Raw genomic sequence first — 26,419 nt, 5'->3', positions numbered from 1 at the left:
TATCGCCGATCGGCGAGCGTCGCGTGGAATCCGGTGCCCAGCACTGGTGAGTTCAGCGAAAACGGTTAGTGGGCAATCGCATTGGGCACCCGTTGGGATGCGATTTCTGCGGGATTGAGCGCTGAGGTCGCCGCTCGAAGCCAGCCGTCGGTAACCTGGCACGGTGGCGATCGAGGCGGTGTTGTTCGACTTCTCCGGCACGCTCTTCCGGCTGGAACCCGATGAAACCTGGGCCGATCTGGTCGGGGCCGATGGCAAACCCCTGGACCGGTCGCAGCAGGAGGCGATCCTGGATCGGATGACGAGGCCGGTCGGTGCCAGTGCGGTCTTCGATGCCGAGGGCCAGCTGGCCTGGGAGCGGCGGGATCTGGATCCGGCAATGCACCGAAGCTCCTACCACGAGGTGCTGCGACAAGCCGGGCTGCCGACACCGGCGTTGGTCGAGCGGCTCTACGACTGGATGCTCGACCCGCTGGTCTGGACACCGTACCCGGATACCGGTTCCGTGCTGAAAACCCTTGCGGCACAGGGTATCCCGGTCGCAGTGGTGAGCAATATCGCCTTCGATATCCGCCCGGCGTTCGCCGCCAACGGTTGGGATCGGCTCGTCGCCGCGCACACGCTGTCGTTCGAAGTCGGTGCGGTGAAGCCGGATCCACGGATCTTCCTGGCCGCGGTGGAACAACTCGGTGTGCGTCCCGAAATGGCGCTCATGGTCGGCGACAGTGCCGTGGCCGATGGTGGTGCGGTAGCGGCGGGCTGCGGTTTCGCGCTGGTCGATCCGTTGCCGACGGTCGAGCGCACCGAAGGTCTGCTCGAGGTGCTGCGGCGACACGAACTGGCCTAATATCCAGTATGTGACCTACGACACACTCTGCTGTTCCTGAATGTCGATGTCCCTGAACTGAATTAGCTTGCTGTGACGCCCACCACATCACGGTGCGCAAGCTCGACGGGGAGTGGCCATGGATGAAGCCGAGGCATATTTCGAATCTTCGGCGGTGCGGACGGCGCGTCCCGTCGGCCTGCCCGAATCGGTCCGCGAGGCCAGAGAAGCCGCATTGGGACTTGCGGGCTTCGGCCTCGCCTATCCGGTCGTCATGGGCTTGATCGCCGGGGACGAGGCGGCCAGATCCGCGACCCTGCAATTCGGCTGCAGTTGGGTGCTCGGCCTCGCCGTACTGGTCCTCGGCCGTGGGTCGCGGGTGCGCCGCGTCGCGATCGTGTCGGCCGCGGTGCAGTGCGTCGCGGTGCTGCGGATTCACGTCGAGGCTGTCCCCGACTTGGCCGGGCTGATCGTCGTCCTGTTCGCGCTGGGTGCGTCGGCGACGATCGTCTACCAGCTGTGGCGACCAGAGGCCAAGGCGTGGTTCGACATCCGGGTCACCGACGCCGAGTGGTGAATACTCCGGATCAGGCGGGTTGTGCGGCCGGCTCGGCAGTCACGAGTGCTGATCGCGCGTAGCGCTGGGCGAGGACCGTGCAGGTCAATAGCTGGATCTGGTGAAAGACCATGAGCGGCAACACGATCAGGCCGACCGAGTGTCCCGCGAAGAGGACCGAGGCCATGGGGAGCCCAGTGGCCAAGCTCTTCTTCGAGCCGCAGAACACCGTGACGATCTGATCGGGACGGGAGAAGCTCAGGTGGCGACTGCCGAAGGTGGTGATCGTCAGGACCAGGGCGAGAATGCCTGCGCAAACCGCGACGGTGGCCAGTAGTGCCCGCGGCGAAATACCGCTCCAGATGTGTTCCACCATGCCCGCGCTGAAGGCGGCATAGACGACGAGATAGACCGAGCCGCGATCCACGGCCCTGGTGACAGTGGCATGCCGCAGCAGCCAGGTCATCCGGGGGCGCAAGAGTTGGCCTGCCAGGAAGGGCAGTAGCAACTGAACGACGATCGCGAGGAGCGCGGTGGGGGAGACGGTGGCATTGCCGGTGGTGTCCATGAGCAGCATGACCAGCAGCGGGGTCGCGAAGACGCCGATCAGATTCGACAGCGACGCGCTGACCACCGCGCCCGCCACGTTCCCGCGAGCAACCGAGGTGAAGGCGATCGATGACTGCACGGTCGACGGCACCAGACACAGGAAGAGCACGCCGGTGTAGAGATCATCGGTCAGCACCGACGGCACCAGCACGCGCAACGCCAGCCCGATCAGGGGGAAGACCAGATAGGTCACCGCCAGCACCGTCGAATGCAATCGCCAATGCCGCAAACCGGCGAGTGCCTCTCGGGGCTCGAGTCGGGCGCCGTACAACAGGAACAGCACACCGATCGCGACCTTGGTGATCCAGTCGAGCGCATCGCCCGCCACGCCCCGCGCGGGCAACAGCGCGGCAACCGCGACGCTGGCCAGGATGCCGAGCATGAACGCATCGAGACGGAGTTTGGCGAGGAACTTCACCCGTCGACCCTACGACTCCACGAATTGAACGCGGTAGGCGTTCAGAACGATATCTATAAACGCAAACTGTGATAATTGGAGCGTGTTCGAACCCGAACTGCTGCGCACCTTCCTCGCCGTCGAACGCGCGGGCGGTTTCACCGCCGCCGGTCGCATACTCGGTCTGCGTCAGTCGACGATCAGCGGCCATATCGCCCGTTTGGAGAAGGCCGCGGGCCGCGAGTTGTTCCGCCGCGATACCCGCAATCTCGCGCTGACCGCCGACGGCGCGGCCATGGTCGGCTTCGCCCGCACCATCCTCGACGCGCAGGGTGCGGCCGAGCGCTACTTCTCCGACTCCACCCTTACGGGCTTGATCCGTCTCGGTGCCTCCGATGATGTGATGGCCCACGAACTCCCCGACGTACTCCTGGAATTCCAGCGCACCCATCCGGGGGTCGATCTGGAACTCACCGTCGGCCTGAGCGAAAACCTCAAAACCCGCATGGAAACCGGCGAACTCGACTTGGTCGTCGGCAAACGCCTGCCCGGTGAGCGGCACGGCGAACTGCTCTGGCGCGATCGCCTGGTGTGGGCGGGCCGTTCGGCCCCAACGGAATTCGACGATCCGGTCCCGCTGGTCACCTATCCGCCGCCCAGCCTGACCCGCCGGATCGCACTGCAGGCTCTCGAACGCGACGCCAGGACCTGGCGCGTGACCTGCACCAGCGACAGCCAGCTCGGCCTGCGCGCTGCCGTCCTCGCCGGTCTCGGCGTCATCGTGCATGCCGAAACCCTGATCCCGGACGGTCTGCGCGTCCTCGTCGACCCGCGACTTCCGGTTCTCGGCGACCTCGAATTCGTCTTGATGCGCCGTCGCACGACCCTGTCCGCGCCCGAGCAGGCGCTGTGCGATGCGATCGTCGCCAGTGCCCGCCGCTTCGGCTGAGCCGCCCGTGCGGATGTGTCGGGGCCGGTAGATAGGCTTGGATCCGTGGCAGATCCCGCGACCTACCGGCCGAAGCCGGGCACGATTCCCATTGAACCCGGTGTCTACAAATTCCGGGACGCACACGGGCGTGTGATCTATGTCGGCAAGGCGAAGAGCCTGCGCAGCAGGTTGAATTCGTACTTCGCCGATGTGGCTTCGCTGCATCCGCGGACCAAGCAGATGGTCACCACAGCGGCGAGCGTCGAATGGACCGTGGTCTCCACCGAAGTGGAAGCCCTTCAGCTGGAATACAACTGGATCAAGGAGTTCGATCCCCGATTCAACGTGCGGTATCGGGACGACAAGTCGTATCCGGTGCTGGCGGTCACCTTGAACGAGGAGTACCCGCGGCTGTTCGTCTATCGCGGCGCGCGCAAGAAGGGGGTGCGGTACTTCGGTCCGTACGCGCACGCCTGGGCCATTCGGGAAACCCTGGATCTGCTGCTGCGTGTCTTTCCCGCGCGCACCTGTTCCAACGGAGTCTTCAAGCGGCACAACCAGATCGGGCGGCCGTGCCTGCTCGGCTATATCGACAAATGCTCGGCCCCGTGCATCGGCCGCGTCGATGCCGACGAGCATCGCCGGATCGTCGAGGACTTCTGCGACTTCCTGGCCGGGCGCACCGATCGCATGGTGCGCGATTTGGAGCGCCGGATGCACGACGCCGCCGAGGACCTGGACTTCGAAACCGCCGCCCGGCTCCGCGACGACGTTCAAGCGCTACGGCGGGCACTGGAGAAGCAGGCCGTCGTCCTCGGCACCGGCACCGACGCCGATGTGGTCGCCTTCGCCATCGATGAACTCGAGGTGGCGGTGCAGATCTTCCACGTCCGCGACGGCCGCGTGCGCGGTCAGCGCGGCTGGGTGGTCGACAAATCCGGCGACGCCATCGACGGCCAGGAGGCCGGTGGCGAGGTGGCCGCGCTGGTCGAGCAGTTCCTCACCCAGTTCTACGGCGAACAGGCCGCGCAGGCCGAACAGGGCGAGGACGAACACGGCGAGGCCGAACAACCCGCCACTGCGGTGCCGCGCGAGGTGCTGGTGCCGGAACTGCCCGCCGATGCCGAGCAGGTGGAGGAATGGCTGAGCAAACTGCGCGGCTCGGCGGTGCGGCTGCGGGTGCCCCAGCGCGGTGACAAGAAGGCGCTCGCCGAAACTGTGCAGCGCAATGCGATGGAGGCGCTGGCCCAGCACAAACTCAAGCGCGCGGGCGATCTGACCTCGAGATCCGCTGCACTGCAAGACATTCAAGATGCCCTCGATCTGGACAGCGCGCCGCTACGAATCGAGTGTGTGGATATCAGCCACGTGCAGGGCACTGATGTGGTGGCTTCGCTGGTGGTGTTCGAAGACGGGCTGCCGCGCAAGTCCGAGTACCGACACTACGCGATCAAGGAGGCCGCGGGCGAGGGCCGCTCCGACGATGTCGGCAGCATCGCGGAGGTGACCAGGCGGCGGTTCTATCGCCTGCGCCGTGAACGCGACGAACTTGCGGCCGAGGAACTGGCATCCGGCCCGGAGGAAGGACATGCCGACGGCGATCTCGAACTAACCGCACGTCCTGGCATTGATCCACGCACCGGCCGTCCGCGGAAATTCGCCTACCCGCCCAATCTCTATGTAGTCGACGGCGGCGCACCTCAGGTGGCCGCCGCCGTCGAGGTCCTCGACCAACTCGGCATCACCGATGTCGCGGTGATCGGTCTGGCCAAACGGCTGGAGGAGGTGTGGGTGCCGGGGGAGAGCGATCCGGTGATCATGCCGCGCAATAGCGAGTCGCTATATCTGCTGCAACGGGTGCGCGACGAGGCGCACCGCTTCGCCATCACGTTCCACCGCAGCAAACGCTCCCGCCGGATGACCGCATCCGCATTGGACTCGGTGCGTGGCCTGGGCGAGTCCCGCCGGACCGCGCTCGTTACGCATTTCGGGTCGGTTGCCAAACTGAAGGAGGCCACCGTCGAGCAGATAACCGAGGTGCCCGGCATCGGTGTGGCGACCGCGAACGCTGTTTTGGCCGCATTGCGGGAGGAATAAGACACCTACGTTGTGTGTCTGCGCCCGATACCGGAACCGGTGCGGGATGATCGACAGGCACCCTGACACAGATCCGGTAGGACATGACACGCGTCGAATCGAACAACAGTGCGGGCAGCCCGCGGTCGACCGCTGGGCGGACCGGTCCCGCGGGCACTCTCGGCGCACCTGTCGAACGCGGCGACGGCAACCCACCGCAGCCGAAGGTCGAGGTGGTCATCGTGACCGGCCTATCCGGCGCGGGTCGCGGCACCGCCGCCCGTGTACTCGAGGATCTGGGTTGGTATGTCACCGATAACCTGCCACCGGAGCTGATCGGCCCGATGGTGGAACTCGGCGCCTCCGCCGAACCGCCGATTCGCCGCCTCGCGCTGGTCATGGATGTGCGCAGCCGCTTCTTCACCGGCGATCTCTCGGCGGTCACCGATCAGCTGCGATCGGCGGGAGTACCGACCAGGATCTTGTTCCTGGAGGCCTCCGATGACGTGCTGATCCGACGCTTCGGCTTCGCGCGCCGACGCCACCCGCTGCAGAGCGAAAGCGCCGACGGTACGCTCTCGGCGGGCATCGCGGCCGAACGGATACGCCTGTCTGCCGTGAAAACGGCGGCCGACCTGGTGATCGACACGACCGAACTCTCGATCCACCAGCTCCACCGCAAGTTGGAGGAGGCCTACGGCGGCGGGGCGCCCACCGCACTGCAGCTGACGGTGCAGTCATTCGGATTCAAGTACGGGGTTCCACTCGATGCGGACATGGTGTTGGATGTGCGTTTTCTACCCAATCCGCATTGGATACCGGAACTTCGGGAACATTCGGGACAGGAGACCGTGGTCAGCGAGTATGTATTGTCGCGTCCCGGCGCGGCCGATTACTTGAGCACCTGCCACCACCTGGTCGACCTGACGACGAATGGTTACCGCCAAGAGGGGAAGCGATACATGACGGTGGCAGTTGGCTGCACCGGAGGTAAACACCGCAGCGTTGCGATCGCCGAGGCACTCGGCGAACTGATCGGCTCCGCGGTGTTCGATTCACTGCAGGCAGAGAAATCCGGTCCAGCCGATGTCGTACGAGTCGTGCACCGGGATCTGGGGCGCGAATGACGGGGTGGGAATCGGATCCCGCCATAGTTGCGCTCGGTGGCGGGCACGGCCTGTACGCGACGCTCACCGCGGTGCGGCGGCTGACCAGAAAGATCAGCGCGGTGGTGACCGTCGCCGATGACGGCGGTTCATCGGGCAGACTGCGCGCCGAACTCGGTGTGCCACCGCCCGGCGATCTGCGCATGGCCCTCGCGGCGCTGGCCGCCGACGGTGAGGATGTGTGGACGCGCACCGTGCAGCATCGCTTCGGCGGCACTGGCGCACTCGCCGGACATTCGGTCGGCAATCTGATCCTCGCCGGGCTGACCGAGGTGCTCGGCGATCCGGTCGCTGCGCTGGACGAGGTCGCCAAGATGTTGCGTATCACCGGGCGGGTGCTGCCGATGTCGCCCATCGCCCTCGATATCGAGGCGGATGTTTCTGGGCTGGAAGCGGACCCACGCGTGAGCCGCTGCATCCGCGGCCAGGTCGCCATCGCGACGACACCGGGTAAGGTGCGGCGCGTGCGGCTGATTCCGTCCGATCCGCCCGCCAGTCCGGAGGCCACCTCGGCCATCGAACACGCCGATGTCGTTGTGCTGGGCCCGGGTTCCTGGTTCACCAGCGTGATTCCGCACGTGCTGGTGCCCGAATTGCGTGATGCGCTGGTGTATACCAGAGCGCGCAAAGTCCTGGTGCTGAATCTGGCCGCGGAGCCGGGAGAAACGGCGGGTTTCTCCGCGGAACGCCATCTCCATGTATTGTCCCAGCACGCACCGGAATTCGTGGTCGACGAGGTACTGGTCGATTCCGGGTCGGTGCCGGAAGGTCGCGAAAGAGAACATGTGGCCAGGGCTGCCGAACAATTGCGGGCGCGAGTAACCTTCTCCGATGTCGCCGAAGCGGGAACCGACCGGCATCACCCCGGAAAGCTTGCCGCCGCACTGGATCAGCTGATCCGGCAACCTCGGCCACATATGGCAGGGCTTCGAGTCGAGGGACGGCACATGGGTCAGGATGTGCGTTCCGGGTTGGGTGGAAAGGAGCGCGTCTCGTGGCGATGACAGCCGAAGTGAAGGACGAACTGAGCAGGCTCACGGTCTCGCAGGTGAGTTCCCGCAAGGCGGAACTGTCTGCGCTGCTGCGGTTTGCCGGCGGCCTGCACATCGTCGGCGGGCGGGTGATCGTCGAGGCCGAGGTGGATATGGGTTCCATCGCGCGGCGGCTACGGCGGGAGATCTTCGAGCTGTACGGCTACGGCTCCGATGTGCACGTGCTCGGCGCGGGCGGTCTACGCAAGACCTCGCGCTATGTGGTGCGGGTGTCCAAGGAGGGCGAGGCGCTGGCCAGACAGACCGGTCTGCTCGATGTGCGCGGACGTCCAGTGCGAGGTCTGCCCGCCCAGGTGGTCGGTGGCAGTATCGGCGATGCCGAAGCCGCTTGGCGTGGAGCGTTTCTCGCGCATGGCTCGCTCACCGAACCGGGTCGCTCCTCGGCGCTCGAGGTCAGCTGCCCCGGTCCGGAGGCCGCGCTGGCGCTCGTCGGCGCGGCGCGGCGGCTCGGCATCACCGCCAAGGCGCGTGAGGTGCGCGGCACCGATCGGGTCGTGGTGCGCGACGGCGAGGCGATCGGCGCACTGCTGACCCGGATGGGTGCGCAGGACACCCGGATCGTCTGGGAGGAGCGCAGGCTGCGCCGCGAGGTGCGGGCCACCGCGAACCGCCTGGCCAATTTCGACGATGCGAATCTGCGCCGATCGGCCCGTGCCGCGGTCGCCGCCGCCGCGAGAGTCGAACGCGCACTGGATATTCTGGGCGACGAGGTGCCCGACCATTTGGCCGCCGCTGGCAAGCTGCGGGTGCAGCACCGCCAGGCGTCACTGGAGGAACTCGGCCAGCTCGCCGATCCGCCGATGACGAAAGACGCTGTGGCAGGCCGGATTCGACGGCTGCTGTCGATGGCGGACCGCCGGGCCAAGGAGTTGGGCGTACCCGATACCGAATCGGCCGTCACCGCCGAACTGCTCGACGAAGCGTGAGCCGAATCGCCGTCCGGATGGGCGGCGATTCGTATTTTCCGAGGCTGAGCTGTCTACCCGGCTAACGGTCCGAGGTCCGGCGCCAGGCCGCCGCGGTCACGGGTGTCGGACCTGCTCGGGCGGCATGTGGCCGTGGTGAGCATCGGATTCCGTAGTGAGCGGAAACAAGGGCGCGGACGGCGCACTAGTGCGCTGAAACCACACGGACGGGCGTCTGCGCAGGTCCCACGTCCTCACGAATGCCAGGTGCGTGTCGGAGAGTGCACGGCTGGGCACTAGTGTGGTTATGGCATCGGAATGAATCCGCTTGAAAGCTGAGGAGCGATAACGTGACTGTCCGGGTAGGCATCAACGGCTTCGGCCGTATCGGACGTAACTTCTTCCGGGCGGTGGAGGCGCAGAAGGCGCTCGGCACCACCGACATCGAGATCGTCGCGGTCAACGACCTCACCGACAACGCGACGCTGGCCACTCTGCTGAAGTACGACTCGATCCTGGGCCGCCTGCCGCAGGACGTGTCGCTGGACGGCGATGACACCATCGTGGTCGGCGAGCAGCGGATCAAGGCGCTGGCCATCAAGGAGGGCCCGGCCGCCCTGCCATGGGGTGACCTCGGCGTCGACGTGGTCGTCGAATCCACCGGCATTTTCACCGACGCGACCAAGGCGAAGGGCCACATCGCCGCGGGCGCCAAGAAGGTCATCATCTCCGCGCCCGCCAAGGGTGAGGATCTGACCGTCGTCATGGGCGTCAACGACGACAAGTACGACGGCAGCCAGAACATCATCTCCAACGCCTCCTGCACCACCAACTGCCTCGGTCCGCTGGCGAAGGTCCTCAACGACGAGTTCGGCATCGTCAAGGGTCTGATGACCACCATTCACGCCTACACCCAGGACCAGAACCTGCAGGACGGCCCGCACAAGGATCTGCGCCGCGCCCGCGCTGCCGCGCTGAACATCGTGCCGACCAGCACCGGCGCCGCGAAGGCCATCGGCCTGGTGCTGCCCGAGCTGAACGGCAAGCTGGACGGCTACTCGCTGCGCGTCCCGATCCCCACCGGTTCGATCACCGACCTGACCGCGGATCTGGCCAAGAAGGCCACGGTCGAGGAGATCAACGCCGCGTTCAAGGCCGCCGCGGATGGCCCGCTCAAGGGCATCCTGAAGTACAGCGTGGACCCGATCGTGTCCAGCGATATCGTCACCGACCCGCATTCGTCGATCTTCGACGCGCCGCTGACCAAGGTCATCGACGACCAGGTGAAGGTGTACTCCTGGTACGACAACGAGTGGGGCTACTCCAACCGCCTGGCCGACCTCATCGGCCTCGTCGGCAAGTCGCTCTGACGCGCATGGCAGTCAAGACGCTCCAGGATCTGCTGAACGAGGGTGTCGAGGGTCGGGGCGTGCTCGTGCGCTCCGATCTGAACGTCCCCCTCGACGAGAACGGCGAGATTACCGACCCGGGCCGCATCATCGCCTCGGTGCCGACGCTGCGGGCGCTGGTCGAGGCCGGCGCCAAGGTGGTCGTCACGGCGCATCTGGGCCGCCCGAAGGGTGAGCCGGATCCGAAGTTCTCTCTCGCCCCGGTCGCGGTGAAGCTGGCCGAGCTGCTGGGCCGCAATGTCCAGCTGGCCGGTGACGTCGTCGGCTACGACGCGCTGTCACGCTCGGAGGGCCTGACCGACGGCGATGTGCTGCTGCTGGAGAATGTGCGCTTCGATCCGCGCGAAACCAGCAAGGACGATGCCGAGCGGGCCAAGCTGGCGGCGGCGCTGGTCGAGTTGGTCGGCGATGATGGCGCGTTCGTCTCCGACGGCTTCGGTGTGGTGCACCGCAAGCAGGCTTCGGTCTACGACGTGGCCGAGTTGCTGCCGCATTACGCGGGCACGCTGGTCGCCGCCGAGGTCGAGGTGCTGGCCAAGCTGACCGAGAACTCGCAGCGCCCGTACGCGGTCGTGCTCGGCGGTTCCAAGGTCTCCGACAAGCTGGCCGTCATCGAGGCACTGGCCCCCAAGGTCGACACCCTGGTGATCGGCGGCGGCATGTGCTTCACCTTCCTTGCCGCACAGGGGCTTTCGGTCGGCGGCTCGCTGCTGCAGGAGGAGATGATCGAGACCTGCAAGGGCCTGCTGGAGCGCTACGCGGATGTCATCCACCTGCCACGCGATATCGTCGTCGCGGATAAGTTCGCGGCCGACGCGGATTCGAAGGTGGTGCCCGCCCACGAGATTCCGGACGGCTGGCTCGGATTGGATGTCGGTCCCGAGTCGGTGGACCGGTTCGCGGTACTGCTCACCGAGGCGAAGACGGTGTTCTGGAACGGCCCGATGGGCGTATTCGAGTTCGAGAACTTCGCCGCCGGTACCCGGGGTATCGCTGAGGCGATCGTGACGGCGACGGGCAAGGGTGCGTTCACCGTTGTCGGCGGTGGCGATTCGGCCGCAGCCGTGCGCGCGCTCGGCCTGCCCGATGACGGTTTCTCGCACATCTCCACCGGTGGCGGCGCATCCCTGGAATACCTCGAGGGCAAGGAATTGCCCGGTATCGCGGTACTGGAGGACTGAACCATGGCACGCAAACCGCTCATCGCGGGCAACTGGAAGATGAACCTCAACCACCTCGAGGCCATCGCCCTGGTGCAGAAGATCGCCTTCGCGCTGCCGGAGAAGTACTTCGCCAAGGTCGACGTCGCGGTGATTCCGCCGTTCACCGATATCCGCAGCGTGCAGACTCTCGTCGAGGGTGACAAGCTGCTGCTCACCTATGGTGCGCAGGATGTTTCGACACACGACGCGGGCGCGTACACCGGTGAGATCAGCGCCGCGATGCTGTCCAAGCTGGGCTGCACCTTCGCGGTCGTGGGCCACTCGGAGCGGCGGCAGTACCACTCAGAGGACGACGCCACCGTGCTGGCCAAGACGAAGCAGGCGCTGAAGTACGGGATCACCCCGATCGTGTGCATCGGCGAGGGTCTCAATGTCCGCGAGGCGAAGACCCACGTCGAGTACAACCTCGAGCAGTTGCGCGGCTCGCTCAAAGGCCTGACGGCCGAAGAGGTTTCGAAGATCGTCATCGCCTACGAGCCGGTCTGGGCCATCGGCACCGGTAAGGTCGCAACCCCCGCCGACGCGCAGGAAGTCTGCGGTGCGATTCGCGCGGAGCTCGTCGAACTGGCCTCCGCCGAGGTCGCGGCGGGTGTGCGGGTGCTCTACGGGGGGTCGGTGAATGCCAAGAACGTCGGCGAGTTGGTCGCGCAGACCGATATCGACGGCGCACTTGTCGGCGGTGCGTCGCTCAAGGGTGACGAATTCGCCACGCTGTCCGCGATTGCCGCGGGTGGTCCGCTGCCCTGACGGGTGAATGTTCAAACCAGCCCGGTAGCACGCCTGATCGCGTGTTGCCGGGCTGATTTGCGTTCGGGACTTCCCGCTCGGGGCGAGGCGTACCGGTGCCGGTGGTGCGATGCTGTTCGCGTCTGAAGATCCAGTTGGCCGACAAGGACTTTCACGTGAGATCAACGAAGGCGCGCGCACTGGTCACGGTTGCGCTTATGGCGTTCACCGCGTTCGGGGCCGGATGCTCCGACGATTCCCCATCACCGGTGGAAACCATATCGAGTTCCGAGGCGGCTCCCACCAACCAGGATGCCGGGCACCAGAAGCTGGACCAGCTGGTGGGCGAATGGAACGGCGCGAAGTCGACCTTTATCGCGGGCGGAACCGCGGACAATCCGATCAAGAGCGATATCACCTCACGCTGGCACTGGATCGGCAAGACGGGCAATAACTTCATGCAGGAGGAGGCCGAGGGGACCTTCGGCGGCAAACCGTACTACCGGCTCGGCACACTCGGTTATTCGCCGACCGACGACCGCTACGAATGGTCGACGGTGGACAGCGTGACGCCGATGATGATGACCTACAAGGGCGCCAAGGGCAGCGGCGGCGCTGCCGACATCGAGGTGGCCGGGGAGTTCACCGATCCGGGCGTGCTCGGTCCGCAGTTCGTCGGCAAGCCGATTCCGATGCGGACGGTGATCGAACTGGAGTCGGCGGATCGGGTGACCATGGAACTCTACTTCGCGCCGCCCGGGGAGGCGGAGCGGATTGCGGACCGTGTGATCCTGACGCGGAAGTAGTCGGAATCAGAGGTGATTCACGATGAAACCGCTGGCTGTTAGTGCCAGCTCGAGTGGCTCGTCGCGCGGGTCCATCGAGATCTCGGCGGTCCGGACGTCCGGATAGTGCACATGTAACCGGTACAGGGTGCCGCGCAGGAGGTGGGCGAGTTCGGCGGGCTGCTTGGTGGCGTGCACGATGTACAGCACGGCCGTGGTACCGGAAATGCCGACCGAGCATTCGGCCAGGAGCGCGCCATCGGGGTCGATGAAGCCCAAAGTGAAGATGGTGTGCAGGAATTCGTCTCGCGCGGCTAGTAGTGCGGTGACGGCATCCACATCCCAGCCGCCGTCTTCGGTGCGGCGGGCGCGCCCGGCGGCGGTGTAGAGCTCCGCGTAGCGCACGAGGGTCACCGGTGACGGCGGCGTGGGCATCTTCTCGATGTGGGCGGACGGAAGATCAGGCCACGGACCGATCTCCACATGCCAGGTGCGTTTGCGGTCTGGGTGGCGCAGATCCGGTGTGCGGGAGGCATTTTCGTCCACGGCTACGCCGCGCGCAGTGTCAGGCCGAAGCCGTTGGTATTGCGCAGGATCAGCGTGTCCGCGTCAACGGTGGCCGTCGTCTTGCCGTCGAGTGCCTTCAGCACCCCCTGCTCGACCTCCATGATCTCCGGTGCGCACGCCATCTTCGTGGTTCCGATCTGGAACGTGACGTCCGGACCGTTTGCGGCCGGTGATGGGGTGGCGTGACCGGTCATACGATTGCATCCGGTGTTGCCGGAGACCCCACCGTCCGCCGCGATGGTGAGCGTGGGCTTCACATCGTCCAGCGTCTGCGAACGGATCTGCGCATCGGGCGTCATCAAGGCGGAGATGATCCATGTCGTGCCGATGAGCGGCTTATCGGGCTGGGCGACCTTCTTGTCCAGCAAAGTGACCGTTATTTCCTTCCCGGTCAGCGTCAGTGTCGAATCGTCGATCCGCCATTTGGGCAGCGACGTCAACACCTTGTCCTGCCAACTATCGGCCTGGTCACGTTCCTCCGGACATGCCAGCAGTGTGCTCGCGAGCGTCCCGACGTGCAGGATCCCATTGGTCAGATCCACCGTGCCGTCGGCCGTATTACAGCCGGAATTCGCCGAGATCTTGCCATCGGCAAAGGTGAGGATCATCGGCCCGCCGCCAGGAATCTGCTGCCCCACGACCCCGGTCGAAACAAATGTCCGTCCCATCGGAGACCCCGCCGGTTTCTCCTCTTGCTTGTCATCACCCGAACACCCGGCCACCAGACCGGCCGCCATAGCCAGCAGAACCCCGACGCGCACCGTTGTAGCCGACATGTAGCCGATGGTACGGGCGTCGCCGCTGGAAACCGCGCAACTCAGCTGCCGACCACAAACAACCAGCGGTCCGGCCCGGCATCGAGCGCGAAGACCCGATCCCGCTGGCGACCATGGTCGATCTGCGGCGGCCGATCCCGCTGCTCGACCAGCAGCCCCGGCCTGCCATCGGACGGACCCGCGCCCAGGCCGTTGCCAGCACCAGCGCACCGTTGAGCGAAATAGCGAACGGCACGTATTTCGACCCGTAGCTATGCTCGGGCCCGTGACCACTGCCGATGCGACGACACCTTTATCCACTTGGGCGCCGTTACGGTCGCGAATCTATCGGGCGCTCTGGATCGCGCAGTTGGTCTCGAATCTGGGTACCTGGATGCAAACCGTTGGGGCGCAGTGGATTCTGGTCGACGCGCCCAATGCCGCGACATTGGTGGCATTCGTACAGACGGCGACGACATTGCCGGTGATGCTGTTGTCGATTCCGTCGGGGGTGTTGGCGGATCTGTTGGATCGGCGCAGGTTGTTGGTGGGGGCGCAGTCGGCTATGGCGGTGTTGGCAGCGGTGCTCGCGGTATCGACGGCGACTGGGCACACGACTCCCGGCGTGCTGTTGACGTTGCTGTTCCTGCTCGGGTGCGGGCAGGCGTTGACGGGACCGTCTTGGCAGGCCATACAGCCAGAACTCGTTGCGCGCGAAGAGATTCCATCCGCCGCGGCGCTGGGCAGCATGAATATCAATATCGGGCGCGCGGTCGGGCCCGCCATCGCGGGTGTGCTGGTTTCGGTGTCGGGGCCGACGCTGGTGTTCGCGCTGAATGCGGTCTCATTCGTCGGCATTGTCACAGTGTTGGTCAGTTGGCGCAGACCGGCGAAGGAACGGAAGCTGCCCAGTGAACGTCCGCTGGCCGCGCTGCAGGCGGGCACCCGGTTCATTCGCGCCGCGCCCGCGATCCGTCGGGTGCTGTTGCGCTCGATTCTGTTCATCGCCCCGGCGAGCGCGGTGTGGGCGCTGCTGCCCGTGATCGCCCGTGACGAGCTCGGCTTGTCCTCATCCGGCTACGGTCTGCTGCTCGGCGCGCTCGGCCTCGGCGCGGTGACGGGTGCGGTCGGCCTGGGGCGGGTGCGCACGCTGCTGACCCCCACACAGCGTTTGACCGCGGCCGCGATCTTGTTCGGCATCGCATCGGCGGGTGCGGCTGTGCTGCACAGCGTGCCTGTGGTGCTCGTGCTGTTGGTCGGAGCCGGATTCGCCTGGCTGCTGGCCATGTCGACGATGAACGCGACCATGCAACTGCTGCTGCCGGCGTGGGTGCGGGCGCGTGGGTTGTCGGTGTACATGCTGGTGTTCATGGGCGGCCAGGCACTCGGTTCGCTGGTATGGGGGCTGGTCGCGGGCGCGGTTGGCCCGGTGGCCGCGCTACTGGTGGCGGCGGTGCTGTTGGCAGGTTCCGCGCTGAGTTCGGTCTGGCTGCCGATCCGCCACAATGCGGAGGAATTGGATCTGAGCCCGAGCGCCTTCTGGCCGGAACCGCAACTCGTGGTCGAACCGGATCCTGAGGACGGACCGGTGCTGGTGCTGCGCACCTACGATGTCCCGCCGGAGAAGGTCGATGAATTCCTGGCCGCGATGGTGTTCGTCGGACGGTCCATGCAGCGCACCGGCGCGATGGAATGGCGGCTGTATCGCGATGTCGGGGTGGTCGACCGCTATGTGGAGGCATTCGTGGTGCGCTCGTGGTCGGAGCATATGCACCAGCATCAGGTACGCCTGACCGCCCAGGACCAACTGCGCGAACGCGCCGTCGCGGAGTTCATGATCGGCCAGGACACCACCACACACCTGGTCGCGGTAGACACACCGTAGGTCGCGTCGAGCCGGGGTGGATTATGCGGGTAACGACGCACACCCATAGACTGTCCGGCATGCGGATGTTCCTGGATATCCTCCTGATCATCACCAGCGTGCTGCTGGTGCTGCTGGTGCTGCTGCACCGCGCCAAAGGTGGAGGTCTGTCCAGCTTGTTTGGTGGCGGCGTGCAGTCCAGCCTTTCGGGGTCGACCGTCGTCGAGAAGAACCTCGACCGCATCACCATCTTCACCGGCTTGATCTGGCTCATCGCCATTCTCGGTATCGGCTTGGAGATCAAGTTCGCTTGAGTTGCCTGGCGACGATGACGGCAGCCGCTGTCGCCACCGCCAACACGAGGGTCGCGATTACGAAAGCCGTCGAATAACCGTCGCCGATTACCGGTGCGACGACCAGTGGACCCAGCATCTGCCCCGCACCATAGCCCGCGGTGAGTGTGGCCGTAGCCCGGTGGTCGGTCAATTCGATGCCGATCTGGATCGCGAGCATGCAGATGCCCATGAACGTCCCGCCGAACAGCGCCGCCGCGATGATCGCCGACCACATGGTCGTCGAGCAGGCGAGCAGGGCCGACGACGCGCACTGCGCGAGAAGCGCGAGTACCAAGGCGGTCGTCGGCGTCCAGCGATGGGCGGCAATGCTCCAGAGCACCGCCGGTGCGGCGGCCCCGCCGACGATCACCCACATCGCCGACCCGACCGTCGCGTTGTGCGCGCCGACGGCGGCGACCAAGAAGGTGCCCAGCACGATATAGCCGACGCCTTCGAGCGTGTAGGCGATGAACAGCGCGCGCCAAGCCGTACTCGTACGTTTCGCGCGGACCACCTCGATGCTCCGCAAGCCGTGAATATCCAGTCCGAAGGCGGGCAGCAAGAGCGCAGCGGTCAGTCCGGCGGCACCGAGCCACAGGCCCTGCCAGGACATCGTCGGTCGCGCTGCGAGCGCGAGCAATCCGGTGAACGCGATACCGAATCCGACCCCGCCGAAGGCGATGCCCGCCGCGTGCGGGCGGCCACCGAGGCGAGCGATCGCGCCGGCGCAGCCGACGAAGATCACCGCACTGGCCACCCCCGCGATCAGTCGTAGCAGCGCCGGGAGCATCACGGGGCCGGGCATCGCGACCAGGGCTTCGCTGGCCACCAGAACCACTGCCGAAATGCGAAAAGTATTGCGGCTGTTCAGATCCGGACGACGTGCGAGCAGCACCGCGCCCGTCAGATAGCCCGCATAGTTGGCGGCGGCGATGAGCGCGCCGGCGTGGGCATCGATGCGGTGCGCGTCCACCATCGTGGGCAGTAGCGGTGTGTAGGCGAAGCGTCCGACACCGACAGCGCCGGCAAGGCCCGCACCTGCGGCCAGTGCCGGTGCGAGGGTGCGGCGTGGGGTGTCGAGGAGAGCCGATGCGGTCACAAGATTCGACGGTATGATCCGTTTCCCAGCCTGTGAAATGCTTTCTGTGCACGATGTATACGCTCGACGCATGGATATCGAGCTGCGGCACCTGCGGGCGTACCTGGCGCTTTGCGAGGAAGCGAACTACACCCGCGCCGCCGCCCGGCTACACCTCAGCCAGCCCGCGCTGACCCGAACCATCCAGCAGTTGGAGCGTCTGGTCGAATGCCGGTTGATCGAGCGCACATCCCGGCGTTTCGAGCTGACCGACGAGGGAGCCGAACTGCTCGAGCACAGCAGACGCATCATCGGCGATATCGAGACCGTCCAGGCGGACCTGCGCATGCGCGCCACGATCGAGGTCGGCTTCTCCTGGCTGCTGCCCGATGCCTGGTTCGCCGCGATCCGCACCCGCTTCGAGGCGCTGGGCGGCCGGATTTCGTTGCGCCGCGTGGAGGATCCGATGGCGGCACTCGATGACCGCTCGATCGATATCGCCATCCACCGCAACGATATCTGGCTGCCGCACCATCTCGAATCCCGCGAAATCGATTCGGAGCGGCGGGTGCTGGCGGTTTCGGTGCATTCGCCGCTGGCAACCGCGGTCGAGGTGCGCTGGTCTGATCTCGCGCACTATCCGCTGGTGGCCAATACCGTTTCCGGCACCACCACTGCCGAATCGTGGGACGCGCCCGATCCCAACAGAACCGTCATCACCTGTACGAATTTCGACGAATGGATCGAGCTCGTCGCGGCGGAACGCGGTATCGGGATTGTGCCGGTGCTGGCGCGCACTCGGGCACCGCATCCGGGCGTGGTCTATCTCGACATCGTGGATGCGCCGCGCTCGCATATCTATCTGACCTGGCGGATCAAGCCGACGCCGTTGCGATCGGTGCAGCGCTTCCTGAGTCTCGTCTGAATCTCAGTCGTTGCGCGGGATGCGGCCGTCGACGTCGGTGAAACCGTATTCCTCGGCGAGATCCGCTATGCGCCAAGCCGATCCGGATCGTTGGCAGCGGTCCGGATCGGCGGCCAGTGCGACGACGGCGCGACCCGGAAAGCGGGGGGATTCGGCGTTGTCGAGGTCATAGCTGCCCTCACCGGGCAGGGTGACGACGCGCCGGCCGTCCTTATCGCGTGGCACCATTTGCAGCAGTTCGGTATCGACGATTCCGGGCCAGAGCGAGACCACTGTGACGCCCGACTCGGCGAGGTCGTCGGCCATATCGGAGGTGAGCCGGTCCAGCGCGGCCTTGGCTACGCCGTATACCGCGTTGTGCATGTAGCGCTCGGCGCCGGGGGAGGAGATATTGGCGATCAGGCCTGCCGATTCGATCAGCAGGGGGGCCGCGAAAACGCTTGCGACATAATGTGATCGGACGCCGACATCGAAGGTCTCATCCCAGGCCTGCGGCGGCACCTCCCAGAACGGTTTGCCCAACCAGCGCGCGGCGGCTGGGGCGTTGTAGACATTGTTCACCAGTACATCGAGTCGGCCGTGCTCATTACGGATCCGCTCGAATAGTCGCTCGACCGCATCATCGTCGCGGTGATCGCAGACGACCGGAACCCCGACGCCACCGAGCAGGTCGATCTCGGCCGCGGTCGCGTGCACGGTCCCCGGTAGGCGTCCCGGTACGGCCGAGCGCCCGGTGACGTACACGGTGGCGCCTGCCGTACCCAACTCCAGCGCGATGCCCTTGCCGATGCCGCGGCTCGCGCCGGTCACCACCGCGACCCGGCCGCCTAGAACCTGAGGTATTCCGTTCACGATCCCGGGACATTACCGTGAAACAAGAACACGTTCTAGCTATTGGAGGCCGTAGTGGAATTGATTCATCGGTTCGTGACGAGCAACGGCATTCGCATGCATGTCACAGAACAGGGCGAGGGTCATCCGGTGATCTTTTGCCACGGCTTTCCGCATACTTGGTTCGTGTGGCATCGCCAGCTCGCGGCCGTCGCCGCGGCGGGCTACCGGGCCGTTGCGCCGGATTTGCGCGGATACGGGCGTACCGATGTGCCTACCGATATCGAGGACTACACCAACCGCGCAGTCATCGGCGATCTACTCGCACTGCTCGATGACATGGGCGCCGAGCAGGCGGTCTTCGTCGGCCTGGACTTCGGGGCCGCGCTCGTGTGGGAGTTGGCGTTGCGCGCGCCGGAGCGGGTCAGCGGTGTCATCGTGCTCAATAATCCGTTCGCCCCGCGGCCGCCGCGCGCGCCATCGCAATTATGGGCCAAGGCCGCCCAGCGTCACTTCCTGCACCTGGACTATTTTCAGAAGCCCGCCGTGGCCGATGCCGAATTGGGCGGCCGCTCGAGGGAATTCCTGGCTCGCGTCTACTATTCGCTCAGCGCCGACTACCACTACCTCGACACCTGGCGCTTCCCGGCCGAGGGCACCGGCTACCTGGACGTTCTCCCCGAAGCCCCGCTGTTGCCGTGGCGCTGGCTTTCCATCGCCGAATTCGACACCCTGGCAAAGGATTTCGAGCACACCGGATTCACCGGCGGGCTCAATTGGTACCGGGTGCTCGATCGGAACTGGGCACTCACCGCTGAATTCGCCGACGCCGAGGTCTCTGTTCCGACGTATTTCCTCTACGGCGATCGAGATCCGGATATGGAGGGATTCAGCGGGCGCGATCCGCTGGCAACCCTGCGCGCGAACGTTCCCGATCTGCGCGCCGTCACCAAGATCGCGGACGCGGGTCACCTCGTGCAGTTGGAACGCACCGACGAGGTCAACGCCCTGATCACCAGTCACCTGCGCGACCTGGTCCCGGATCCAGCTCTCACGCAATAGCCGGGTCAGCGGTATTCGTTGGTCAATTCAGGGTAGTCGGCCCAGCTGGGCAGAGGGCGTCGGTCCAGGTAGGCGGTGAGGCGGTCCAGCAGGTACTGCCAGCGCGGGCCGACCGAGCCGGCGTCGGCCGGGCAGATATGGCGGCGGATCAGTTCGAGATTGGTCACGACCCCGACCTGGGTCATATGCAGTTCGAGGATGCCGCCATCGATATGGATCACCAGATCATGCGGTGCGCGGCAGTCTTCGACGCGGATCGCGATGGGGCCGGGGACGGGACCGTCGAATGGTTCGATGGTCAGGTTGCCGTTGCCCGCGGTGACTTTGCCGAACCAGCGATCCAATTGCCGGTGTTCGGCGCAGGCGGACCATACGTCGAGTACGGGCATGCGGAACGACCGCAAAAAGTGCAGGAGCACCCGGCCTTCCTCGATCGCCCGATCGTGTTCGGGTCGTACCTCGCCGAGCATGGACATCATGGTCATAGCCGTGCCCTTTCGCCGCTGGTCACCGTGTGTCCACTGTATTTCCTCGGTCACGCCGCCGAATCCGATTCACGGGAAGTGAGCTACCGCGTGTCGGATTCGGCGGCGTTATCGGGATGTACTCAGGCGGCGATGAATCGCGCGCAATCGAATTCGTGGTTCAGCACGCCCCGCCGGAAGGCATCGAACTCGTTCTCGTCGAAGCGTAGTTTCACGCCATCGATCGGCTGGGGAATGGCGGCATGGAAGATGTATCCGCCGTCACGTCGCGATATCGCCAGATGCCGATCCTCGGCGCGGCCCGAACGCATACCGGCCTGGAAAGCGTCGAACTGTTCATCGGTGAAGACAAGAATTTCGTTGTCGGGCAATGACATTCCGGGCGTGTAGCGCTCATCGGCGAGCTTGTCGTCCCAGACCGCAGTCCACCCGTTCTTACGTGCGACGCGCACGCAGTTCTGGTTGGGCGAGCTGAAGGTCGCCTTGCGGAATTCGGCGACGGTGAAGGTGGGCTGCGTCATTGCATGTCCTTTCAACGGGGTGGAGCAGGAGTTGCGCCGGGTTGGCAGACCCGTTGCTCGTCCTTTAACGCTTATAGCCAACGGCGGCGAAATTACACGGCCGCGCCGTATCTTCCAGGTCGACCGGTTGGTCGGGGCGCCAGTCCGGCGCGTAGGCGATACCGGGTTCGACCAGATCGAGGCCGTCGTAGAGCGCGGTGAACTCGGCGCGCGTGCGCAAGGTCACCGGATCGGAGGTTTCGTCATAGAGTGCGGCGGCCGCAGCCATTTGCTGCTTGATCTCCGGGCCGGCGTCGTCCAAGGAAACGTGGGTCATCGCGGCATAGCTGCCGGAGGGGAGCCGGTCGCGCAGTCGCGCCATCAGGTCGTGCGGGTGATCGGCGTCGGGTACGAATGGCCAGACGCTGACGACCAAGAGGCCGAGCGGTTGCCCGAAGTCGATCAGCCGCCGGGTATCCGGATGGTCCAGAATCAGGTCGGGGTAACGCAGATCGGCCTCGATGATGGCGGTGTTGTCGAGGGCATCGCCGTGCAGCAGCAGGTCGTGGGCGCGATTGACCGCTTCCAGATCGTTGTCGACATAGACCACGCGCGAATCCGGCGCGACTTCCCGCGCGACCTCATGTGTATTGCCGACGGTGGGTAGTCCGGAACCGATATCGAGGAATTGCCGGATGCCCTGCTCCACCATGAATCGTGTCGCGCGGCGCAGGAATCCGCGATTGTGGTGGGCCCACACGTCGAGGAACGGAAGTATTTCGAACAGCCGCTCACCGAAGATTTTGTCGACCTCGAAGACAGCTTCCCCGGACAGGTAGTAGTGGTACATGCGGGCGGCGGATGGTCGGCTCGCATTGATTTCGCGGGGCTCGAAGTCGGCGGACATCCGGGGGCTCCTGATTCGTCAAGTGCTGGTAAATGTCTTGCGGCGGAATGATCGTGCGACGTGCTCCATGAATTTCCGGGAGTCCTCGGCGCCGAGTGCGGCGGCACTGAGCCGGGACCATACGGTTTCGCGGGCGGCCACCGCGGGTTTGTCATCGATATAGCGGATATCGCCCTGACTCTCCACGATCGCCATCTCGAGATCACCCGCCGCACCCGGCGACGGCACCCGTACCAGCGTGTACCGGTCCTCCATCCCGGCCCCGCGCGTGGTGACGGTGAATGGGAGCACCTGGATCAGGATATTCGGCCGCCTGGACAGATTCGACAGATGCTCGAGTTGTTCGAGCATCACCTCGCGCCCGCCGTATTCGCGGCGCAGACAGGATTCGGACAGGATCGCGCGGAACTCCGGTGGGTCCGCCTCGGTCAGCACCTGTTGCCGGGCCAGCCGCGCATGCACCGACTCCTCGACGGTGACGCGGTCCGCCGCGACCGGGGTGACCGGTTCGTGCAGTGCGCGAATATAGGACTCGCACTGGATGAGTCCCGGCATGATCTCCGCCTCGGCGGTGCGCAACAGGCTGGCATGCGCCTCCAGATCGACGAGCAGTCGCAGGTCCTCGACGTAGGCGCGGCGGTGGCCGGTGGTCCAGAAACCGCGCTTGTGATTGTCGCGACGCAGTTCCTTGAGCGTCTCGATATAGCCGGGGTCGGTGAAACCCAGTGTCGTTGCGAGGAGTTCGAGATCGCCGACGCTGATGGCGCCGACTCCATTGATCAACTGATTGATTCGGCTCTGGGTCGACTCGATGATCTTGCCGGCCTCGGTCTGACTGACGCCCCCGGTGCGGACCATATGCTCGATTTCGCGTCCCAGCAACAATTTTCGCGCGGTCCGTAATCGAGTTCCCATGGCTCCCCAGCGTATCGGTCTGAGCCTACTCATCCGATTCACTTCCTGAAGCGTGATAATCACGCTAGCATTACCGCATCAAAGATATCACGGCACGCCGAGGCAGGGGCGTCATCGAGGACCATCCCTGCGTCGCGGGGGCGGAGGGGATGTCGGATGACTACAGCCACGAACGATTGTCGGGCGGTGCGAAATGCCCAGTAGCGCAGAGACAACCGCGCAACGCTGCCGGCACTACCAGCGCGATCTGGAACTGCCCGCCGTCATCCTGCCCGAGACCGAGACGCGGATCATCGTGCAGACCGGACCGGTCAGTGCGGTGGTGATGCCCTCCCGGCTGGCAACGGAATTCGTCGCGGAACAGCATGGGCCGTTGGGGCCGGTGATCGAACACCCGGCGTCACGGCGGTGGACCTTTCTAACCGGACCGTCCGGGCCATGTCCGGAGAGTCTGACGCCCGCGCTGCTGCGCTGGAATATCGGCGTTGCGCCGAAATACGTTGTGCTGCCATCTCCCGATGACGAGCGGCGCGGTTTTCGGCGATGGATCCACGAGCCGCGCAACGGGTTTCGGCCGTCGATGCGCGAATTTCTGGAAGCGGTGCTGCGGTTGCGGCGATAGCCGACCAACGGGCGCGCGGTACTCGCCGATGCGAGGGGTTGGCGAGTACCGCGTGGGTTCAGCGGTTGGCGAGTTCGGTGGCGGCTGATTCGATTCGGGGTTCGTCGAGGAGGACGGTGCCGGCGGCCGGGCCGAGGGGGATAAAGGAGTCTTCGCTGGTTACGCGGGTTAGGTGGCCGTTGAAACCGGCGTCGATCAGGGCGGCGCAGAGGGATTCGGAGACGCCGCCGGTGTGGCGCGTTTCGTCGGCGATGAGGACTCGGCCGGTGGCGCGGGCGTGCTCGAGTAGGTCATCGACAGGGAGAGGGGATAGCCAGCGGAGGTCGAGCACGCGGGCTCGGATACCGCGAGATGAGAGGCGTTGGGCTACCCGCAGGCTCATGGGGACGCCGTTGGCGAAGGTGACGATGGTGAGGTCGGGGCCGTCGCCGTAGACGCGGGCGCGGCCGATGGCGATGTGGTCGGTATCGGAAGGTGTTGCGAGCCAGGCATTATCGCCAGGATGGTGCAGGTCGCGGGTGTGGTAGAGGGCGATGGGTTCGAGGTAGACGCAGACGCGGCCGTCGACGCGAGCGGCGCAGACGCAGGTGCGGAGCATGGCGGCGGCGTCATCGGCGCGGGCGGGGGAGGCGATGATCAGGCCCGGGATATCGCGCAGTGCCGCGATGGAATTGTCGTTGTGGAAGTGGCCGCCGAACCCCTTCTGATAGCCGTATCCGGCGATGCGCACGACCATCGGATTCCGGTATTGCCCCTGGGAGAAGTACGACAGTGTGGCGGCTTCCCCGCGCAACTGGTCGGCGGCATTGTGCACGTAGGCGAGATATTGGATCTCCGGAATCGGCACGAATCCGGCGAGTCCGGCGCCTAGGGCCGTGCCGAGCACGCTCTGTTCGTCGAGCAGCGTATCGAAGACACGGCGCACTCCGAACTGCTTCTGCAGGCCCTTGGTGACACCGTAGACGCCGCCCTTGCGGCCGACATCCTCGCCGAACACCAGGACGTCGTTGTCCCGGTCGAGCAGTGCGGCCAGCGTCTGATTGATCGCCTGCGCCAGCGTCGCCGAACCATCTTGCGTAACTGTTTGTTCCGCTGTGCCTTGGCGGCGCTTGTGGGTGTCGCGGGCGGGCCTGCCGCTCATCGCGATGTCGCGAACGATGGTGTCGACGGTCTCCGGTACCTGAGCTGATGTTCTGACACCAGACCCGAGCGGGCCTCGACGCAAGACATCGGCCCGCACCCGGTCCGGATGTAGCGGGGCCAACGGTGCCATCACCGCAGCGGCGGAGGTCAACTTCGGTTCGCGACAAACCGATTCGGCCATGGCGGCGACTCGGCCACCGATTTCGTCGTATCGTGCGATGACTTCGGTCGGGGTTGCGACGCCGGAGGTGATCAGGAGGCGCCCGGTTGCAATCACCGGGTCCCGGCGCAGGTCGGCGGCGATATCGGTGGGGCTGCGGTAGGCGGATTCGACATCGGATCCGGCATGGCCCATGAGCCGTACGGTGCTCAGGTGGAGGAAGGCCGGCTTGCGGTGTTCGCGCACCCAGTCGACCGCCTGGGTCGCGGTTGTCGCGGCGTCGAGGAGATCGCAGCCGTCGGCGTCGAAATACTGCAGGCCTAGGCGGATGCCGTAGGACTGTTCGATCCAGCCGGGCGGGGTCGGGACGCTGATGCCGATCCCATTGTCCTCGCATACGAACAGCAGCGGCAGTGGAACCCCTTGGCGCGCAGTGTGAATCGCGGCATTGATGGCTCCGGCGGCGGTGGAGTGATTGGCCGACGCATCGCCGAAACTACACAGCACCACCGAATCCGACGGCCATTCGCAGGCGACGCCGAGCCGAGCCGCGCGTTCGATCGCGAAGGCGAGGCCGACGGCGCGCGGCAGATGTGACGCGATGGTTGACGTCTGCGGGATCACCGCAGCCGGTTTGCTGCCGAAAACCTTATGACGGCCGCCCGATATCGGTTCAGCGGCCGCCGCGACGACGCCGAGTAGCACATCCCGGATCGGGTCGAGACCGGGCACCTGCCTGGCCCGGTGCACGAAGAATGCCCCCGAGCGATAGTGCAGCAGCGCCGGATCGGTGCAGCGCAGGGCAGCCGCGACCGCCGCATTGCCCTCGTGTCCGGAGGACCCGATGCTGTAATAGCCGCGCTTGGCTGTGCCCAACCGGCGTGCCGCGAGATCGAGATGCCTACTGGTCGCCTGTGATTCGAAAAGATCGAGGCACTGGGCTCCGGTGAGCACGACACCCTCGAGCGGCTGTTCGACAGGACGGCTCGGCCGTGGCTCCAGCGCCGATAGCTCGGCACGGAACCGCTCCTCGAGGTCGACTCGCTGTTCGGTCACGCTGTGATCATCTCCGACGGCTGCCGCTCCAGGGACCTGATTTCAGTACGATTTCCGAAAGTATTCTGATCACCTCGGCAGTTGCAAGAAATTTCTCCTAGTACCCCGGTGTCGAATCGCGGATTTATCGGCACATTCGGAATGGGCGCAGCGTCAGCGTGACTGTTCTGTTTCCTCGATCGTCCGCCGCAGCAGATCGCGAGCGACATCGAGCTCAACGGCCCGACGATCCAACTCCGCCAGCCGATCCCGCAACGCGGGCAATACGCCAGGACAGGCCCGCAACGCGCCATCGGCGACCGTGCACGGCAGCAGCCGCCCGATCACCCGCGTCGAGAGTCCCGCAGCGAGCAATGCGCGAATCTGCCCGACACGCTGCTCGGCATTCGCGTCGTACTCGCGATACCCATTGTGGCGGCGTTCGGCCGACAGCAGCCCGACTCGCTCGTAATACCGCAGCAGCCGCTCGCTGGTGCGGGTGCGGCTGGCCAGCTCACCGATCAGCATGATTTGACCTTCCCATGGTGTCAGGGATCAACACTCGAGACCGTAA

At 65.5% G+C, this 26,419-nt stretch carries 28 protein-coding genes; 17 read left to right on the top strand and 11 right to left on the bottom strand.

What is annotated here, in order from left to right; translation table 11 throughout:
• The first annotated feature begins 163 nt into the window (after positions 1–163).
• The gene (locus tag ACIBJI_RS06045; protein WP_396955075.1) at positions 164–847 is read left to right on the top strand and encodes an HAD family hydrolase; all 684 of its coding nucleotides are present in this window, start codon (positions 164–166) and stop codon (positions 845–847) included.
• A 118-nt stretch (positions 848–965) separates the two neighbouring features.
• Positions 966–1,403: a hypothetical protein gene (locus ACIBJI_RS06040; RefSeq protein WP_364340254.1), complete on the top strand. Its 438-nt coding sequence runs from the start codon at positions 966–968 to the stop codon at positions 1,401–1,403.
• 10 nt (positions 1,404–1,413) lie between these two features.
• Here the strand turns inward: ACIBJI_RS06040 and ACIBJI_RS06035 are convergent, their stop codons facing one another.
• Positions 1,414–2,409 (bottom strand): bile acid:sodium symporter family protein, encoded by a 996-nt coding sequence (locus tag ACIBJI_RS06035; RefSeq protein ID WP_364340256.1) that lies wholly within the window; start codon positions 2,407–2,409, stop codon positions 1,414–1,416.
• Between the two features lie 82 nt (positions 2,410–2,491).
• Here ACIBJI_RS06035 and ACIBJI_RS06030 point away from each other — a divergent pair, with 82 nt between their 5' ends.
• The 9 genes from ACIBJI_RS06030 (at position 2,492) to ACIBJI_RS05990 (ending at position 12,682) form a co-directional block, all read left to right on the top strand.
• Positions 2,492–3,337 (top strand): LysR family transcriptional regulator, encoded by an 846-nt coding sequence (locus tag ACIBJI_RS06030; protein ID WP_364340258.1) that lies wholly within the window; start codon positions 2,492–2,494, stop codon positions 3,335–3,337.
• A 45-nt stretch (positions 3,338–3,382) separates the two neighbouring features.
• Positions 3,383–5,416, top strand: coding sequence for an excinuclease ABC subunit UvrC (gene uvrC / locus ACIBJI_RS06025; RefSeq protein WP_397083230.1), 2,034 nt, complete (start codon positions 3,383–3,385; stop codon positions 5,414–5,416).
• Positions 5,417–5,499: 83 nt separating this feature from the next.
• Entirely contained in the window at positions 5,500–6,522 is a 1,023-nt protein-coding gene (gene rapZ, locus ACIBJI_RS06020) for an RNase adapter RapZ (protein WP_364340262.1), read from the top strand.
• Complete coding sequence (gene yvcK, locus ACIBJI_RS06015) at positions 6,519–7,565, top strand: uridine diphosphate-N-acetylglucosamine-binding protein YvcK (protein WP_364340264.1); 1,047 nt, start codon at positions 6,519–6,521, stop codon at positions 7,563–7,565. The genes rapZ and yvcK overlap by 4 nt, the downstream gene beginning before the upstream one ends.
• A complete protein-coding gene (gene whiA / locus ACIBJI_RS06010; protein WP_364340266.1) occupies positions 7,556–8,539 on the top strand; it encodes a DNA-binding protein WhiA in 984 nt (327 codons plus the stop codon). The genes yvcK and whiA overlap by 10 nt, the downstream gene beginning before the upstream one ends.
• Before the next feature lie 329 nt (positions 8,540–8,868).
• Positions 8,869–9,888, top strand: coding sequence for a type I glyceraldehyde-3-phosphate dehydrogenase (gene gap, locus ACIBJI_RS06005; protein ID WP_327099906.1), 1,020 nt, complete (start codon positions 8,869–8,871; stop codon positions 9,886–9,888).
• A 5-nt stretch (positions 9,889–9,893) separates the two neighbouring features.
• The gene (locus ACIBJI_RS06000) at positions 9,894–11,108 is read left to right on the top strand and encodes a phosphoglycerate kinase (RefSeq protein ID WP_364340270.1); all 1,215 of its coding nucleotides are present in this window, start codon (positions 9,894–9,896) and stop codon (positions 11,106–11,108) included.
• 3 nt (positions 11,109–11,111) lie between these two features.
• Positions 11,112–11,897 (top strand): triose-phosphate isomerase, encoded by a 786-nt coding sequence (gene tpiA, locus ACIBJI_RS05995; protein ID WP_364340272.1) that lies wholly within the window; start codon positions 11,112–11,114, stop codon positions 11,895–11,897.
• A 155-nt stretch (positions 11,898–12,052) separates the two neighbouring features.
• A complete protein-coding gene (locus ACIBJI_RS05990; protein WP_397083227.1) occupies positions 12,053–12,682 on the top strand; it encodes a DUF1579 family protein in 630 nt (209 codons plus the stop codon).
• 6 nt (positions 12,683–12,688) lie between these two features.
• Here the strand turns inward: ACIBJI_RS05990 and ACIBJI_RS05985 are convergent, their stop codons facing one another.
• Positions 12,689–13,207 (bottom strand): hypothetical protein, encoded by a 519-nt coding sequence (locus ACIBJI_RS05985; RefSeq protein WP_397083225.1) that lies wholly within the window; start codon positions 13,205–13,207, stop codon positions 12,689–12,691.
• A 2-nt stretch (positions 13,208–13,209) separates the two neighbouring features.
• On the bottom strand, positions 13,210–14,004 hold the full coding sequence (locus tag ACIBJI_RS05980) for an META domain-containing protein (RefSeq protein WP_364340278.1): 795 nt from the start codon (positions 14,002–14,004) through the stop codon (positions 13,210–13,212).
• A gap of 113 nt (positions 14,005–14,117) precedes the next feature.
• Here ACIBJI_RS05980 and ACIBJI_RS05975 point away from each other — a divergent pair, with 113 nt between their 5' ends.
• From ACIBJI_RS05975 to secG, 3 genes are read left to right on the top strand one after another with little or no spacing between them, the layout of a single operon-like run.
• Positions 14,118–14,255, top strand: coding sequence for a hypothetical protein (locus ACIBJI_RS05975; protein WP_396955080.1), 138 nt, complete (start codon positions 14,118–14,120; stop codon positions 14,253–14,255).
• Between the two features lie 2 nt (positions 14,256–14,257).
• Entirely contained in the window at positions 14,258–15,868 is a 1,611-nt protein-coding gene (locus tag ACIBJI_RS05970) for an MFS transporter (protein ID WP_364340280.1), read from the top strand.
• Positions 15,869–15,927: 59 nt separating this feature from the next.
• Positions 15,928–16,161: a preprotein translocase subunit SecG gene (gene secG, locus ACIBJI_RS05965; protein ID WP_062991810.1), complete on the top strand. Its 234-nt coding sequence runs from the start codon at positions 15,928–15,930 to the stop codon at positions 16,159–16,161.
• Here the strand turns inward: secG and ACIBJI_RS05960 are convergent.
• Positions 16,148–17,281, bottom strand: coding sequence for a YbfB/YjiJ family MFS transporter (locus ACIBJI_RS05960; RefSeq protein ID WP_396955081.1), 1,134 nt, complete (start codon positions 17,279–17,281; stop codon positions 16,148–16,150). The genes secG and ACIBJI_RS05960 overlap by 14 nt on opposite strands.
• Before the next feature lie 70 nt (positions 17,282–17,351).
• Between ACIBJI_RS05960 and ACIBJI_RS05955 the strand changes: the two genes are divergently transcribed.
• Positions 17,352–18,185: a LysR family transcriptional regulator gene (locus tag ACIBJI_RS05955; protein ID WP_364340286.1), complete on the top strand. Its 834-nt coding sequence runs from the start codon at positions 17,352–17,354 to the stop codon at positions 18,183–18,185.
• 3 nt (positions 18,186–18,188) lie between these two features.
• Here ACIBJI_RS05955 and ACIBJI_RS05950 read toward each other — a convergent pair whose 3' ends face one another.
• Positions 18,189–19,037 (bottom strand): SDR family NAD(P)-dependent oxidoreductase, encoded by an 849-nt coding sequence (locus tag ACIBJI_RS05950; protein WP_364340288.1) that lies wholly within the window; start codon positions 19,035–19,037, stop codon positions 18,189–18,191.
• A 54-nt stretch (positions 19,038–19,091) separates the two neighbouring features.
• Between ACIBJI_RS05950 and ACIBJI_RS05945 the strand changes: the two genes are divergently transcribed.
• Positions 19,092–20,078 (top strand): alpha/beta fold hydrolase, encoded by a 987-nt coding sequence (locus ACIBJI_RS05945; protein ID WP_397083222.1) that lies wholly within the window; start codon positions 19,092–19,094, stop codon positions 20,076–20,078.
• A 5-nt stretch (positions 20,079–20,083) separates the two neighbouring features.
• On the opposite strand, the gene ACIBJI_RS05940 is transcribed toward ACIBJI_RS05945, so the two are convergent.
• From ACIBJI_RS05940 to ACIBJI_RS05925, 4 genes are all read right to left on the bottom strand, one after another.
• Positions 20,084–20,617: a hypothetical protein gene (locus ACIBJI_RS05940; RefSeq protein WP_364340293.1), complete on the bottom strand. Its 534-nt coding sequence runs from the start codon at positions 20,615–20,617 to the stop codon at positions 20,084–20,086.
• A gap of 68 nt (positions 20,618–20,685) precedes the next feature.
• Complete coding sequence (locus ACIBJI_RS05935) at positions 20,686–21,084, bottom strand: DUF397 domain-containing protein (RefSeq protein WP_397083219.1); 399 nt, start codon at positions 21,082–21,084, stop codon at positions 20,686–20,688.
• A gap of 64 nt (positions 21,085–21,148) precedes the next feature.
• Positions 21,149–21,970, bottom strand: coding sequence for an SAM-dependent methyltransferase (locus ACIBJI_RS05930; RefSeq protein WP_364340297.1), 822 nt, complete (start codon positions 21,968–21,970; stop codon positions 21,149–21,151).
• 18 nt (positions 21,971–21,988) lie between these two features.
• On the bottom strand, positions 21,989–22,885 hold the full coding sequence (locus tag ACIBJI_RS05925) for a Scr1 family TA system antitoxin-like transcriptional regulator (protein ID WP_364340300.1): 897 nt from the start codon (positions 22,883–22,885) through the stop codon (positions 21,989–21,991).
• A gap of 193 nt (positions 22,886–23,078) precedes the next feature.
• Between ACIBJI_RS05925 and ACIBJI_RS05920 the strand changes: the two genes are divergently transcribed.
• Positions 23,079–23,507 carry a hypothetical protein gene (locus tag ACIBJI_RS05920; RefSeq protein WP_396955085.1) on the top strand — a complete coding sequence of 143 codons (429 nt, stop codon included), beginning with the start codon at positions 23,079–23,081 and terminating at the stop codon, positions 23,505–23,507.
• Between the two features lie 58 nt (positions 23,508–23,565).
• On the opposite strand, the gene ACIBJI_RS05915 is transcribed toward ACIBJI_RS05920, so the two are convergent.
• Both ACIBJI_RS05915 and ACIBJI_RS05910 read right to left on the bottom strand, forming a co-directional pair.
• Positions 23,566–25,866 carry a thiamine pyrophosphate-dependent enzyme gene (locus ACIBJI_RS05915; RefSeq protein WP_364340304.1) on the bottom strand — a complete coding sequence of 767 codons (2,301 nt, stop codon included), beginning with the start codon at positions 25,864–25,866 and terminating at the stop codon, positions 23,566–23,568.
• Positions 25,867–26,019: 153 nt separating this feature from the next.
• Entirely contained in the window at positions 26,020–26,373 is a 354-nt protein-coding gene (locus ACIBJI_RS05910; RefSeq protein WP_364340306.1) for a MerR family transcriptional regulator, read from the bottom strand.
• Between the last annotated feature and the right edge of the window lie 46 nt (positions 26,374–26,419).

It is taken from the genome of Nocardia sp. NPDC050408, from assembly GCF_044458905.1.
GTDB lineage: Bacteria > Actinomycetota > Actinomycetes > Mycobacteriales > Mycobacteriaceae > Nocardia.
The sequence above is the reverse complement of the archived record's forward strand: the minus strand, read 5'-3'. Positions and strand labels throughout refer to the sequence as shown.

Excerpts from the sequence above, each read along its gene's own strand:
- ACIBJI_RS05925 (WP_364340300.1), bottom strand. The coding sequence starts at position 22,885 with ATGGGAACTCGATTACGGACCGCGCGAAAATTGTTGCTGGGACGCGAA.
- ACIBJI_RS05955 (WP_364340286.1), top strand. The coding sequence starts at position 17,352 with ATGGATATCGAGCTGCGGCACCTGCGGGCGTACCTGGCGCTTTGCGAG.
- ACIBJI_RS06040 (WP_364340254.1), top strand. The coding sequence starts at position 966 with ATGGATGAAGCCGAGGCATATTTCGAATCTTCGGCGGTGCGGACGGCG.
- tpiA (WP_364340272.1), top strand. The coding sequence starts at position 11,112 with ATGGCACGCAAACCGCTCATCGCGGGCAACTGGAAGATGAACCTCAAC.
- ACIBJI_RS05980 (WP_364340278.1), bottom strand. The coding sequence starts at position 14,004 with ATGTCGGCTACAACGGTGCGCGTCGGGGTTCTGCTGGCTATGGCGGCC.
- ACIBJI_RS05970 (WP_364340280.1), top strand. The coding sequence starts at position 14,258 with ATGCTCGGGCCCGTGACCACTGCCGATGCGACGACACCTTTATCCACT.
- ACIBJI_RS05935 (WP_397083219.1), bottom strand. The coding sequence starts at position 21,084 with ATGACGCAGCCCACCTTCACCGTCGCCGAATTCCGCAAGGCGACCTTC.
- ACIBJI_RS06000 (WP_364340270.1), top strand. The coding sequence starts at position 9,894 with ATGGCAGTCAAGACGCTCCAGGATCTGCTGAACGAGGGTGTCGAGGGT.
- ACIBJI_RS05920 (WP_396955085.1), top strand. The coding sequence starts at position 23,079 with ATGCCCAGTAGCGCAGAGACAACCGCGCAACGCTGCCGGCACTACCAG.
- ACIBJI_RS05910 (WP_364340306.1), bottom strand. The coding sequence starts at position 26,373 with ATGCTGATCGGTGAGCTGGCCAGCCGCACCCGCACCAGCGAGCGGCTG.
- secG (WP_062991810.1), top strand. The coding sequence starts at position 15,928 with ATGCGGATGTTCCTGGATATCCTCCTGATCATCACCAGCGTGCTGCTG.
- rapZ (WP_364340262.1), top strand. The coding sequence starts at position 5,500 with ATGACACGCGTCGAATCGAACAACAGTGCGGGCAGCCCGCGGTCGACC.
- ACIBJI_RS05975 (WP_396955080.1), top strand. The coding sequence starts at position 14,118 with ATGGTCGATCTGCGGCGGCCGATCCCGCTGCTCGACCAGCAGCCCCGG.
- yvcK (WP_364340264.1), top strand. The coding sequence starts at position 6,519 with ATGACGGGGTGGGAATCGGATCCCGCCATAGTTGCGCTCGGTGGCGGG.
- ACIBJI_RS05930 (WP_364340297.1), bottom strand. The coding sequence starts at position 21,970 with ATGTCCGCCGACTTCGAGCCCCGCGAAATCAATGCGAGCCGACCATCC.